At 35.2% G+C, this 14,601-nt stretch carries 8 protein-coding genes; 7 read left to right on the forward strand and 1 reads right to left on the reverse strand.

Annotated elements, in window-relative coordinates:
• Positions 1–3,519: 3,519 nt before the first annotated feature.
• Entirely contained in the window at positions 3,520–4,632 is a 1,113-nt protein-coding gene (mrdB, locus tag GIY03_RS00635; RefSeq protein ID WP_457913793.1) for a peptidoglycan glycosyltransferase MrdB, read from the reverse strand.
• A gap of 1,643 nt (positions 4,633–6,275) precedes the next feature.
• Here mrdB and ndk point away from each other — a divergent pair.
• The 7 genes from ndk to bamB all read left to right on the forward strand — a co-directional run bounded on the left by ndk (position 6,276) and on the right by bamB (position 14,364).
• A complete protein-coding gene (gene ndk, locus GIY03_RS00640) occupies positions 6,276–6,701 on the forward strand; it encodes a nucleoside-diphosphate kinase (RefSeq protein ID WP_457913794.1) in 426 nt (141 codons plus the stop codon).
• A 315-nt stretch (positions 6,702–7,016) separates the two neighbouring features.
• Positions 7,017–8,216 (forward strand): bifunctional tRNA (adenosine(37)-C2)-methyltransferase TrmG/ribosomal RNA large subunit methyltransferase RlmN, encoded by a 1,200-nt coding sequence (locus GIY03_RS00645; RefSeq protein WP_457913795.1) that lies wholly within the window; start codon positions 7,017–7,019, stop codon positions 8,214–8,216.
• Between the two features lie 816 nt (positions 8,217–9,032).
• Entirely contained in the window at positions 9,033–9,515 is a 483-nt protein-coding gene (gene rodZ / locus GIY03_RS00650) for a cytoskeleton protein RodZ (RefSeq protein ID WP_457913796.1), read from the forward strand.
• Positions 9,516–10,008: 493 nt separating this feature from the next.
• Positions 10,009–11,124: a flavodoxin-dependent (E)-4-hydroxy-3-methylbut-2-enyl-diphosphate synthase gene (ispG, locus tag GIY03_RS00655; RefSeq protein ID WP_457913797.1), complete on the forward strand. Its 1,116-nt coding sequence runs from the start codon at positions 10,009–10,011 to the stop codon at positions 11,122–11,124.
• A gap of 140 nt (positions 11,125–11,264) precedes the next feature.
• Positions 11,265–12,572 (forward strand): histidine--tRNA ligase, encoded by a 1,308-nt coding sequence (gene hisS, locus GIY03_RS00660; protein WP_457913798.1) that lies wholly within the window; start codon positions 11,265–11,267, stop codon positions 12,570–12,572.
• Positions 12,553–13,173 carry a YfgM family protein gene (locus GIY03_RS00665; RefSeq protein ID WP_457913799.1) on the forward strand — a complete coding sequence of 207 codons (621 nt, stop codon included), beginning with the start codon at positions 12,553–12,555 and terminating at the stop codon, positions 13,171–13,173. The genes hisS and GIY03_RS00665 overlap by 20 nt, the downstream gene beginning before the upstream one ends.
• Positions 13,174–13,182: 9 nt before the next feature.
• Positions 13,183–14,364: an outer membrane protein assembly factor BamB gene (gene bamB / locus GIY03_RS00670; protein ID WP_457913800.1), complete on the forward strand. Its 1,182-nt coding sequence runs from the start codon at positions 13,183–13,185 to the stop codon at positions 14,362–14,364.
• Positions 14,365–14,601: the final 237 nt, after the last annotated feature.

The following is a 14,601-nucleotide window of genomic DNA, read 5'->3' on the forward strand; positions in this document are numbered from 1 at the left end:
TTACTAAAACAAGGCAGTAGGTTGAACGAGGTTATGCCACAATAATCTGTCGATGAAGTAATGCTATAAAACTAGTGTTATCGATGTTGGTCGGGTAAAACAATAGTTACTTTTGGTCGATCTGGCTACTGCACTGTTGTGCTGCATGTACATAACGCTATAATAACTTTAGAATTAGCACTAATAATCTCCGGTTTTTATGAAAAATTAATGATTATTTTATTTTATGAAGCCAAGGATTTATAATAGGTCATAGTAAATTACTAGGCTAAAATTTTAAATATCATAAGATTTTAATTGTTAGTCTAAAATACTAATGCTGTGAGTGTATCTTGTATGCCTACATAGAAATTCACATTAGCGCGTTACTATAGCAAATTTTAACATGCATTTAATAGCTTATTGATATGGACATGCAGTGGTGCTAGGATACTTGGAACCATTTTACATAAATAATGATATTTTTATTAGTGAGATCAACGACAGCACAACAGTCTGTGGTTGCCAGCATTGCAGCTCATATGATGTATATGGTGATTTTTCTTGAAGAAGATCACTATATATTATGTCAATATATATCTGGATCGCTTCATGTATTCCATGCGTTAGATAGAAAAATTTTTCACTTTTGAAGGTCAACTTTACATATAATATAATTATATCATGGGTTCTTGTCTCTTGGATATTTAGTGTTAATCCTCATTACTACCATAATGGTTTTTTTATGTTTTACTTGGCACGTATCATGGTCTTTTCGTGCACCCTGCGTCCTTGTTGAGCGCAATAGCAGAAAAGATAATTGATTTTATCTATGAAGGTAGAATGGTGATTCTCACACACCTAATGTTAAAGTATATTGTAATGTATGATGTCACTGTGCCATGCTTATGATATTACCAGTGTGCGGCGTATTGCGCCTGCAAGATTTTTTACTATTACTTAATAGGGTAATCAAAGACTTTATGCAACGCGCTGGTAGGATAATTATAAGCGTCAGTATGTATCAGTGGCTTAAACAGATCTACTTTTTTGTAGAAAACAGCAAGGATATGAATGATTGCAATATAGCCTCAACATAAAAAAATATTAATACTGCTATTATGGTTGATATGGGTGTAACAAATAACTAGCAGACTCTCTTTACCATATATATGATTTTATATAAAAGAGCAGTGATGGTTGGCATATAAACATATACTTAGATGTTTGAATATGCTAGTTACCGCGAAGGCAGCATTATTAATTCAATATAGCAGAGTAGTTAAATAATATATTTCAGAGCATATGAGTGGGTTTTTAATAACTTATAGTTAAACCAAGAATTTTAATCTTATTCAATATAAGAGAGTAAAGGAATAATAAAAGTTAGTACAACGGGAGATTAAGCAAGTAACTGCGGTACGAATATCTCCGATTACAACAGATGTTAATTTTTATGTTTGTATGTATCTTAATGCTTTGATGGCAAGCTTGATCAGCCATTCATTGATCAGTGGCTTAATGAGATCTTTTATTTTATGGAACTAAATGTTATTATTCAATAACGATATAACTCTATTAGTTGGCAATGTCTGATGAACATCAGACAGCGCGGTCTACTAGTTATCATCTAACGATAGATTTTAGTTAGTTTTTCTTTTATTTTTCGTTGGGCATTTTAACTATATTACTATTCATTTAGCTTGCTTACGTCTTGCTAGTACCTTGTTATTAGCATATCTAAGTGACGATTACTAATGGCGAGCAGACTGTTAGTATATAAGGAGAGTTATTGTGCACCAAAATGAATAAGTGATAAGGTTATTTGGCTTTTAGAAGTGTTGATATAAATGGTACAACTAATGCTAGTAGGCTATTACACTGACTCAAGTAACATCCTAACATTGCGTAGGATATGTGGTTGTTTCATCTAGCATGACAACATCTTCTAAAAAACAGCTAGAGAGTGTTAGATGCTGTATCGACGATAGTAATTAAAATCCGGGAGAGTATTCCCGATTACAATGATTAACTCGAGATGTCCATATTTTACTAGAATATGGTGATATTTACTATAAACTAGTTATGCTGTGTTATACCGTGCATGTGGCAGGTTTCGTTATTATAACTGCAGTGATAACCTGATTAACTAATATCAACCTCTGCGGATAACTACGTTTAGTACGTATGTTTATATAGCTATAAAACTTATTTAGTCAGGACAGAGCTCTGAGCTAACCAGTTTCTCATATAGATTAAGGCTTACGAGATCTCTGGGTTATTTTAAAAAAACTTAAGTGTAGGTGTTGGCTAATACAATATTCATTTTCCTACAATCTAGATGGGTTAATGCACTGCATTATACTAGATGTACTAACATTATGTTTTAGGATATCTCAGTGATTTTTCATTCTATAATATGGTTGTATCACGTTTGAGTAATATCTTAAAAAAGAAGTATCTTTATGCGGAATTTTTATTAATTACATGATAGTGGTGATTGTTGTACATTGCTTGTGCATTACCTTATTGAGTTTTTGACGAGTTAACAGTGATAACAATGTTTTCTATTGTGAATACATGCATTGACTTAATTAAGTAAATTATTGTTTACTATAATCAGAAAACCTAAGGTATTCACTGTTATGTGAACATATTGTAGATTGCTATATTGATAATGTTATTTTGTAGGATGCACTAGGAATATTAGTACGTAGAATATTACGTTAGTATTGACGAGTAGACTTTTCTTGTTAACATTTCTACATACGTTAGTTTTTGACGTTTTATATATGTCATTAATACATCCAATAGATGTGCATTGTCAATTTATTTGATATATTTAATATAATATTAAAAGGTCTCTTGTCCTTTGTAAAACATATAGTATTCCCACTTACTTTTTATTGATTGTAATTATAATATCTAGATAATATAATTATACTCAAGAGAGTATAGAAAGTAAAAAAGCATTTAGTTAGCATATCCATCATCACTCATGCTAGTTAGCGAAAAATTATCTATAAGATAGTTTATGGGATTTTAATCGATAGTAATTTAGCTAGTGGCTATGTGAGGTTTTATGTTAAGACATGCTTTTTGTTATGCAGGTATTTTTGATATATTGATGATGAAACTCTCATAAAGATTCAGAGTCTTAATAATCCATGCGAGTGTTAGATTATCGAAGCTAGAATCAGCGTTTTAATGTAATCAGAGTATCTCCTATCATACTTGGCGATAGAGAAGTTTTAAGTACCCCGTGCATCCGGTAGTCAATCAGAATTGATGATTGTTAAGAGCATTGATAATAAAATATGAAGCATCTTGCTATAATTATAAGTATAATTCTTTAATTATGAATCTAGTGCTTTAGATTATTTAAATAATAAGAGTCTATACTTAGGTGATATGTGACTAATTTATATTCTATATCTTAGATATACTAGAGGTTATTTAAATGTCTTGTAAGCACAGGTAGTAGATAACAAGTTGTCTTATGACTAATGAGATATTGTAGTTCTTTACGAATTAGTTGTTTTATAAACTTTGAGATAGCATGTTTCGATGTGTATGAATTGACATGATAATCCCAAAACCGGCCATTAAAACAATGAGTGCCGAACCACCATAGCTGACTAGAGGTAAAGGCACACCAACAATCGGCACAATACCGCTAACCATGCCAATGTTAATGAATATATATACAAAAAGAATTAGCGTCAAGGCACCAACTATCATCCGACCGAAAGTAGTTTGTGCTTTAGTAGCAATTATTAGTCCACGAATAATGACTAATAAGTACAGTGCCAGTAGCACCAATACTCCAATTAAACCGAGTTCTTCGGCTAATACTGCAAAGATAAAGTCGGTGTGGCGTTCTGGTAAAAACTCTAACTGTGATTGAGTACCATGTAGCCAACCTTTTCCTACTAACCCACCAGAACCAATGGCAATCTTTGATTGAATGATGTGATACCCAGAACCCAGTGGGTCTTTTTCTGGATATAGTAGCATTATTAGTCGGTCACGTTGATAGGCATGCATCAAAAAAAACCATAGAACTGGTAGAAAAGTTATTATTAGTAGAATGGTGAAAGCGATGAGCTTCCAACTGACACCAGATAGGAAGAGCACAAAAAGACCAGATATGGCGATTAGAATTGCGGTCCCTAGATCTGGTTGAGCCGCTACTAGTAAGGATGGTAAGAAGATCAGTATTAGTGCGATACTAGTATTCTTGAAGGACGGTGGACAGACATCACAATTTATAAAACGCGCTACCATTAGCGGTACAGCAACTTTAGCGATTTCTGATGGTTGAAAACGTATAAAACCAAGATCTAACCAACGTTGTGCGCCTTTAGTGCTCTGACCGTAGACATGTACTAACATGAGTAAAATTATACAGGTTATATATAGATAAGGTGCTAAGTTTTCATACACTCGTGGCGGTATCTGTGCCATTGTGCTTAGCACAATAAGTCCGATAATGATTTGACTGAGTTTATGTTCCATCATGTCAATATCCTGGCCACTAGCGCTTAACATCACTAGCACACTGTAAAGTAGAAGAACCAAAATAAGCAATAAGAAAGTAGGATCAATATGGAACTTAACCCAGAGTGAGAGTTTTTGTTGATTTCCAGTCATGTCTTACACCTAATTAACTAGCGTTTTTCTTAAAAAGATATCCTATAATGAATACATCGCTTTTAGAAAAACTAACGGACTCATCGAAAACTATCAAGTAGAGCAAACATTAAGTTTGAAGATCTAAAAATTTAATTTTAAGTTAATTGCATGTTGTATCAACGTACAGTAATAAACCATTAAAATCTAGCGATAGGGTTTGATATCATGGACTATCTTTTGAGTGTTTGTCGGTATGAATGACGTTATTTTAACCTACTTTTCACCAATATATATACAATAGAAATCTCGCAAAGATTATAAAAGCAATATAGTATACTAATTAGTGGTAACTGATAACGTCATTGACGCCGCGAGTAAAATTTAAAATGAATCATTACTTTTCCATTCTAACTGATGTACCGTAAGGTTACTATGCGCGATAGTAAACGCGCTCTCTGTGTCGTATCAGTGATGTGTTATTAGAGTAATACTCTCATTCATCACTATTATTGCATAGGAATGTTAGAGTGATGCTGTTTGTAAAGTGTCAGCATAGTCAATTGCGATCTAATATCTTTACATGAAATAATACCACTAATTATGCCTATTTCACTATATCTAATATTAAAGTCGCTAGTTTTGCATTTAATTGCGTCGTATTTTCAGACTTACTTTGTGTCGATAACTAGCTACAAAAACCTAACGGTTTTCTAGTAGGTGCGTTTACGAATAGCGTTAACCTTAATGTAGTTATTTCTAATAAACATATTATAAAATATACAATCAACATAGCCTTCCGCTTATTTTTTTGTTACTCTCTTCGAGTATATTAAGCAATACAATGTAATGATTGTAGTTCATTATGAATGAGAGTATAAAATACTTTTAGTTAAAAGCAATCTTTAGCATATACTGAAGATTGCAGTTACCAGATTAGCTGATTAACTGGTTTTTGTTCATAATGCTAATTAATACAACGGTGTTGATTATGCTGAGCATTAATAGATTACACAGAACGCTGAGATTATTCTAAATATTAAGACCCTTACCACTTACTAATATCAGGTAAGTGTATCAACAGTATAACGCTGTTCTTTTATAGTTGAAGCGATAAAGATATTGAAGGTGCACTACTATTTATTACGCTATGTTAATTAAACGATACATATAATAATGCGTAAGACACAGATTTATCCGTTTAGTGAGAGTCACAATATTAACTTATATGATCTAGTTAATTTATATTAATAAGTTGCACTGCTTATTACGTATGCAAAATCGAGTAGTAAATCAGCAGAACCATTGATTATTATCTTAAAACTTCAAGGTAATTAGCCGGAATTAACAGATTGATTCATAAGGTTGTAGACGTAGTGGCTACATTAGGTACTTATAAGAGTTAATTAAAAGAATATTAGATATTAAAAGAGTACGCAATTAAGAATGAGCATATTAGTATATTGGGTGGTTTATCAATGTGATTAGGAAAAGGACGGTGTAGCTTTCTTTCTTATACCCCTCAATACAGGGAATTTACTATAATTTTAAAATGACGTTCTATGTGTTTGATATATTGATTGCATGTAGTTAAATATAAACAGTACATTTATTAATTTTCATCACTTAATTAAGATCGACTCTTGTAAGATACAAGGACTAGCATGACTATAGAATATACCTGTTCTATCATTAAACCTAATGCTGTAGCTAATAATGACATTGGTACAATCTATGCTCGCTTTGAGCGTTCTGGATTTAAAATCGTTGCAGCTAAAATGCTGCTTTTGACTTACGATCAAGCGAAAGGTTTTTATGATGAGCATAAACACCGCTCGTTCTTCAATCAGTTAGTTATGTTTATGACTTCTGGCCCAATTATGGTACAAGTGTTGGAATCGGAAAATGCTGTACAGCGTAACCGTGAGATTATGGGGGCAACAAATCCAAATAACGCACTAACAGGTACTTTACGTGCTGATTATTCAGATAGCTTAACTGCTAATGCTATCCATGGTTCGGATACAATAGAATCTGCACGACGTGAAATATGTTATTTTTTTACTGATAGCGAAATCTTTTCATATTAATATGTGACAACTATTCAGTCAAAAGTATGACTTTGATGTGTAATAGTTTAAAGTCTTATGCGCTTCAAGCTCAAGGTATAGCTTATTTCTATTCCTGTGATGCAATGACACCGTAATTTAGCATACCGTGATAAGTTAGTATTAATTGATTTAATTATCACTTATCTAGGATGATGGATTAATCATATACATTAGGTTGATTCTTAGGGTGTATGCTAATAATTAAAATCAGTACAACAACTAATGCAGATGCAATGGAATTATTATAATATATTTTTAATATTATAGCGTGTAAGCACGCGATCAGAGAGCATTATGTTAAAATCTATCAAATCTGAGTATCCCTGCTCTAAAGATTCTTCATTAATCATAACTCACTCCTTTAATGCGGCACAGCCGATTGTAACAAAAATAAATTTACTAGATTTAAATCGCCAGAAAATGCATGAATTCTTTGAGCAACTAGGTGAAAAACTGTTCAGAGCCGACCAAGTAATGAAGTGGATATACCATTATTACTGCGATGATTTTGAACAAATGACCAACCTTAATAAGGTATTGCGTAGTAAATTAAAAAACGTTGCTGAGATTCGCGCCCCGGAGGTAGCTGAAGAAAAATATGCAGCTGATGGCACTATAAAGTGGAGAATGAAAGTGGGTGGTCAGCAAATTGAAAGTGTGTATATTCCGACAGGTAATCGTGGTACCCTATGCGTTTCATCGCAGGTAGGGTGTGTTTTAGCGTGTAAATTTTGTTCAACTGCTCAGCAGGGATTTAGCCGTAATCTACGTGTATCGGAAATTATTGGTCAAGTATGGCGTGTAGCTAAAATTATTAGTTTGTTAAAAGTGACAGGTAATCGTTTAATTACTAATGTAGTAATGATGGGAATGGGGGAGCCGTTGCTTAACCTAAACAACGTTGTGCCAGCAATGGAGATTATGCTCGACCATTTTGGTTTTGGCTTATCTAAGCGCCGTATCACACTCTCAACTTCCGGAGTAGTTCCAGCACTCGAGAAGCTAGGTGATATGATTGACGTAGCACTAGCTATCTCACTGCATGCTCCTAATGATAAAATCCGTAATGAGATCGTACCGATTAACCGTAAGTACAACATTGAAAGTTTTTTAGCTGCAACTCACCGCTATCTAGCAAAATCTAACGCCAGCCAAGGGCGGGTTACTGTAGAGTATGTAATGCTCGATCAGATTAATGATAGTACAGACCAAGCACATCAATTAGCTGAAGTACTAAAGAATACACCATGCAAAATTAACTTAATTCCATGGAATCCATTTCCGAGCGCCCCTTATTGCCGCAGTTCTAATAGTCGAATAGATCGTTTTTCTAAAGTGTTAATAAAATACGGTTTTACCACGATTGTTCGTAGAACCCGTGGCGATGATATTAACGCTGCTTGTGGGCAGCTAACAGGCGAAGTAATTGACCGCACAAAACGAATCTTCAGAAATGTAATAGATAGACAAGCTATTGATATACATGCGATTTAAGTTCCATTTTACTACAAATGAATTTTTATCCTCTAATTTTTATTAATAGTATGATGAGAAAACCACATTGGCATGGAGCTGTTAATACTAAGAAGTTTTTTTGGTTTTCTGGTTTATTATTTAAGTTTTCTTGCTAGAAATAGAGAGCACCTTCATGCAAGCTAAATGTAGTGTGCGCTTAAATCAAAGTATCTATCATAGTATAACATCCATACTATTCGATGGAATAAGAAAAAATTATCGTTATAATAGAACACGGTCAGTGCACTCAGAATAAGTATATAATGATATATCTAAGATGAGAGATGTCTAATAACTCTCTCTTTTGCCGAGTTATTAGACGATAAGCTATTGTATGCAACAATTATGCACTGTTGCATAATTAGAATGCGTTTCTTCATAGTTTTTTTCTAAAATATTTACATAAACCCACTATATTTAGTGGTATCCATACTCCATGAGTGAGCATGGATACTCTATTATAGTTAAGTACCTAGTGTAAGCTTTCAAAAGCCACTTATTGTTTTTTAAATACTAGAATGAACTAGTACGTTTGGACTGTATCTGTAACCTGCATACTACGAGTTAATCAAAGTAAAAGGTATTTTAATAAAATATAAAATCATTCAAGACAGTGCAAGGTATATTGCGATATATTGCGTTATAAGTAGTAACGTGGGTTACTATCTAGCATTGAACATATATATTGAAAGATTTATTGTACCGTGTTAGCAGTAACTTTAAAAGTTTATAATATGCTTATAAAAAGCAGCACGAAATTTTTATCACCTAAACAGAATAAAAAGTTTTTCATTAATGAAAATTAAATGTTTACAGGATCAACATGCATTTATGATGATAGGTCAGCGTCTACGTAAAGCTCGTGAACAACTTGGGCTAAGTCATCAAGCAGTATCAGAGCGCCTCTGTTTAAAAAATTCTATTATATACGATATTGAAGAAGGCAAGATTTCCAACGATCTTACTGTGACTTTCGTGAGGGGTTATATCCGTTCTTATGCTAAGTTAGTGCATGTTGCAGACACTGAACTGTTGGTAACATTAGCGAAAGAGACACCAAAAAAAACAGAAGCAGTGACACTAATGCAGTGTTTTTCATTAAATAAACACCATACAACATGCGATAAATGGTTAATGAAGTGTACTTGGTGTGTGGTACTAGTGGTGCTGGGTTTAACCGGTGGTTGGTGGTGGCAAAATCACCAAGTACAGAAGGAAGAAATTGCTACAATGGCCAATCAATTTGCTACGCGGACAAAAAATACTAAGGTACCATAGGATGCTTTACTAATCATACTATTAAACTGCTTAATACTGTTATACTATGCCTAAGCTGCGGGACCTGTCTCTTATTGCTATGAGATTTTTCTAGATTATTGCATCAGATAAGACTACTAGAAAAATGCGATTCAATCCGTATAAAACATTGTTACTTACTATAACAAAAACATAAAAATAACTATTCATATCCATGTTAATGGATAAGTCATAATTTTTGCAGATGATTGCGAGCATAAATAATTTAGTATATAAGCAAAACTTTATTTCTTGGTATATAAAAGCATAATTAAGCTAAACCTAGTCAGTAATATTCTATATATACTATACATTGATTATCAATATGCTTGTTTTAGTGTAGATTTACTATCAAGGTAATCTAGTTAATGTGATTTGGTTTGTTTATTCTGAGAGCTTTACTCACTTAATCACTACCTCTGAAATAATTATGTAGTCATGGATGTAATCTCAGAACAGTAAGGGAGCGCGACTTATGTATAATCAAACGCCTATTCATCGCCGAAAATCAACACGTATTTACGTTGGTAAAGTACCAATCGGTGATGGCGCCCCGATTACCGTGCAGTCGATGACGAATACACGTACTACCAATGTAGCTGCGACAGTGAAGCAAATTAAATTGCTAGAACGTGCGGGTGTTGATATAGTGCGTATTGCAATACCTACGGCAGATGCCGCAGAAGCATTTAAGTTGATTAAACAACAAGTTCATGTACCGTTGGTCGCTGATATCCATTTTGATTATCGTCTTGCGCTGCAAGTCGCTAAATATGGCGTAGATTGTCTACGCATTAATCCTGGAAATATTGGCGCTGAATCACGTATTCGCGCAGTAGTGGATTGCGTTCGTGACAAAAATATACCAATTCGCATTGGTGTTAATGGTGGGTCATTAGAGAAAAACCTACAGGAAAAGTATGGTGCACCAACACCGGCAGCGTTACTAGAATCAGCAATGCGTCATGTAGATATTCTTGATCGACTTAATTTTGATCAATTTAAAGTTAGTGTTAAGGCATCTGATGTATTTTTAGCTATTCAAGCTTATCGCTTGCTAGCATCGTGTATTGATCAACCCCTGCATATTGGTATTACTGAGGCTGGCGGGGCACGTAGTGGTGCGGTTAAGTCAGCGATAGGTGTGGGATTGTTACTATCGGAAGGTATTGGTGATACTTTACGAGTTTCACTAGCAGCTGATCCAGTAGAAGAAGTGAAAGTTGGTTTCGATATCTTAAAAGCGTTACGGATCCGCGCTCGCGGCATTAATTTTATTGCTTGCCCAACGTGTTCGCGCCAAGAATTTGACGTGATTAGCACGGTAAATGCATTAGAAGATCGTTTAGAAGATATTAGTACGCCAATGAACGTATCAATTATTGGTTGCGTAGTCAACGGGCCGGGTGAAGCACTAGTATCAACTCTCGGTGTCACTGGTGGTCGAAAAAATAGCGGTTTTTATGAAGATGGCGTGCGTCAAAATCAGCGTCTTAATAATGAGCAAATCATTGATCAATTAGAGATGAAGATCCGCGCTAAAGCATCAATGCTTGATCAAGCTAATCGTATCTTAGTAAATATATTGTAAAGATGAGCTTTATCAATAAAGCAGGCTTTATTTTTTCAATTTTACAAGGTAGATATAAAATATATCATGTACGTTGCATAAAAGACAACAAAAGTTTTTATAACTGGATTTATTTTTAAATATAACGCAAGAGAATGTATGTGACACAGAATATTCAAGCTGTTCGCGGCATGAGTGACTACTTACCAGAAGACATAGTCTTATGGCAGCATATTGAAAGCATCCTTAAGAGGGTACTAAATAGTTATGGTTATAGTGAAATTAAATTACCTATTGTGGAGCAGACGTCGTTATTTAAACGTGCAATTGGCGAGGTGACTGATGTTGTAGAAAAAGAGATGTATACTTTTAATGATCGCAGTGGTGATAGTTTAACTTTGCGCCCAGAAGGTACTGCTGGTTGCGTTCGTGCAGGTATTCAACATGGATTATTCTATAATCAAGAGCAGCGTTTATGGTATCTGGGGCCGATGTTTCGTTATGAACGTCCGCAAAAAGGTCGTTATCGTCAGTTTTATCAATTAGGAGTGGAAGTGTTTGGACTACATAGTCCAGCTATTGATGCCGAACTTATTCTGTTAACTTCTCGTTGTTGGAAAGAACTAAATATTGCAGGGCATGTTAAATTAGAGCTTAATTCTATTGGCTCGATAGAGGCGCGTCACCGCTATCAAATAGCGCTGATAGCTTTTCTCGAATCGCACACCAACTATCTGGATGAACACTGCAAGAATCGTATGTACCGGAATCTTCTGCGCGTGCTAGACTCTAAAGATCCTAATGTACAAGCATTATTAGATGATGCACCGCGTCTATCCCAGTATCTGGATGAAGAATCCCACACTCATTTTTCTGAGTTATGTGAACTTTTAGCAAAGACAGGTATTGCATACACTATTAATGAACGTTTGGTACGTGGTCTAGACTACTATAACCGAACAGTATTTGAATGGGTAACTACCAGTTTAGGTGCACAGAGGGCTGTATGTGGAGGGGGGCGCTACGACAGTTTAGTCAAACAGTTAGGCGGACGTGAAGTTCCAGCTGTTGGTTTCGCGATAGGATTAGAGCGTTTGGTTTTGCTTATACAGACTCTGCATCCAGTGTTTACTTCAACACCTAGTATTGATGTGTGTATAATTTCTTCTAGTGCGGCGATGCGGAGTACAGTGATGTTACTAGCAGAAGAACTGCGCAATGTCTTACCTCATATAAAATTAATAACCAACCACAGTGGTGGTAGCTTTAAAAAGCAAATTACCCGTGCGAATAAATGGGGTGTGCGCATTGTATTAATTTTTAGTGAAAATAAAACAGCACAACAACAGATAGTTGTAAAAGATTTATATAGTGGCAAACAAGTTACGCTAGTGCAAAATGAAGTTTCTGCGTATCTAGCTTCGGTGTTCAGTAAAATAAAGGGATGCCATGACAATCTATCGCACTGAGCGCAAAATTCTTGAGATCTTGTGTCAATTTTTTACTAAAAAAAAGACGGCGCTAATATTGGGTATAGTATTTGGATTGTTGGTTTTATCTGGCTGGTATTACTGGCGCAATCATCAAGATGTCAATTTGATAGCAGTCTCTCAAGCTTATCAAGAAATAAATGCATATCTGCAGATAGGTCAGATAGAGGATATAGTAGAAACCGAAAAATTTATAAAAAATAACAATAATAGTTACGGTGTATTCGCTGCCTTAAAGTTAGCTAGATATTTTGTGAAGCATAATGATTTTACTAGAGCAGAACAACAACTGCTTAAGGCACATAGCCATACTACAGATAATCACCTGATTTCTCAGATCAACATACGACTAGCGCGTATCCAGATACAGAAAAAAAAATGGGATTACGCAATAAACATACTAGATCAAGTTAAATCTGCTGACTGGGCGCCGATTGTACAGGAGATGCGTGGCGATGTATTGTTAGCTATAGGTGATTTTCAAGGTGCACGTGAGGCTTACAGTAACAGTGTTGCGTCCAATTCTTCTGAGGTATTGCGTATGATTTTAAGAATAAAACTGCATAACCTACCCAACTAAGGAATTTCTATGAAGTTACATAAAACACTCTTAGCATGGTTAGTTGTGATGACAACGCTAAGTAGTTGTTCTGTATTGAATAGAAGAAAAGAAATAGCAATTACATCGCTGGTATCGCAAGGTGACTCTAAATGTATACCGCATGAAATATGGAACGCTTCAGTTGGTAAGGGCATTGGTAAGTTTTATTCTCATCTGCGTCCTGTCTTTCAAAACGGTGTGCTTTTTGCAGCTGATCGTTATGGTATGGTAAAAGCGATGGACGTTGCTAGCGGCAACGAAAAGTGGAAGGTATATCTTGCAGAAGATACTAGTTTATTTTCTCGACACTCATCAGCACTTCTATCGGGCGGTTTAACGGTCTCAGAAGATAAGCTCTATGTTAGTAGTGAGAAAGCGGTAGTGTATGCACTTAATATTACTAATGGCAGAATAATTTGGCAAAGTAGAGTTGCTGGCGAAGCAATCTCTTATCCAGTAATTAGCAGCGGTATAGTTTTAATCCACACTTCTAATGGTTACTTGCAGGCACTAAATGAGTCTGACGGTATGGTGGCGTGGATGATACATCTAGACATAACACCACTATCGTTACGAGGTGAATCCTCGCCGGCTGTAGCCTTTGGTGCAGCTATTGTGGGCAGTGATAATGGTTGTATTAGTGCCGTATTAATGCAGCAAGGTCAATTAATTTGGAGGCAACGTATTGCTCAACCGAGTAATATGATTACCACCGATTGTATCAATGATATAGATACTACACCAGTGATTGTTGACGACATCATTTATGCTGCAGGTTATAATGGTAACCTGACGGCATTAGAGTTGCGTTCTGGCCGGATTATATGGAAACGTGATCTAGGTACAGTGAATGATTTTATCGTTAATGAAAACCGTATTTATCTAATCAACCAGAATGATCAACTGGTAGCTTTAAGAGAGACAGATGGATTAACCGTATGGATACAAAATGATCTGATTCATCATCAATTAACGTCACCGGTAATATTTAATGGTTATCTTGTAATCGGTGATGCTACGGGTTGGTTACACTGGATAAACCTTACGAACGGCCGCTTGATTGCTCAACAGCACGTTGATCGCTGTGCTTTTTTATCTGCACCAGTGATAGCGGGTGATAAACTAGTTATTCAGGCGCGAAATGGCAAGGTGTACGCTTTTATGTGTTAGTGCTGCTAATTGTCATAACGCTGCCAATATTGAGACATTCATGCAAAAGATAATTAAAATGCGCGTAAATCCCCTAAACGGCGCGTAGTTGACTGTTTAAGTGAGGACATACAAGTTGTTAACGTCATGAGGGTGAGAAAGATAAAATGAAACGGCTTCTAAATTCTCAGCAGCTGTTTCTTAGTTGTGTAAGTATAATATTAACATCTGTTCCAAGTATAGTGATATATTATATAT

The sequence above is a fragment of the Candidatus Gillettellia adelgis genome, from assembly GCA_020541285.1.
GTDB classification, from domain to species: Bacteria; Pseudomonadota; Gammaproteobacteria; order Enterobacterales; family Enterobacteriaceae; genus Gillettellia; species Gillettellia adelgis.

What these genes read in the sequence shown, in the direction of transcription:
- bamB (WP_457913800.1), top strand. Translation starts at nt 13,183, where the DNA reads ATGAAGTTACATAAAACACTCTTAGCATGGTTAGTTGTGATGACAACG.
- ndk (WP_457913794.1), top strand. Translation starts at nt 6,276, where the DNA reads ATGACTATAGAATATACCTGTTCTATCATTAAACCTAATGCTGTAGCT.
- ispG (WP_457913797.1), top strand. Translation starts at nt 10,009, where the DNA reads ATGTATAATCAAACGCCTATTCATCGCCGAAAATCAACACGTATTTAC.
- rodZ (WP_457913796.1), top strand. Translation starts at nt 9,033, where the DNA reads ATGAAAATTAAATGTTTACAGGATCAACATGCATTTATGATGATAGGT.
- mrdB (WP_457913793.1), bottom strand. Translation starts at nt 4,632, where the DNA reads ATGACTGGAAATCAACAAAAACTCTCACTCTGGGTTAAGTTCCATATT.
- GIY03_RS00665 (WP_457913799.1), top strand. Translation starts at nt 12,553, where the DNA reads ATGACAATCTATCGCACTGAGCGCAAAATTCTTGAGATCTTGTGTCAA.
- GIY03_RS00645 (WP_457913795.1), top strand. Translation starts at nt 7,017, where the DNA reads ATGTTAAAATCTATCAAATCTGAGTATCCCTGCTCTAAAGATTCTTCA.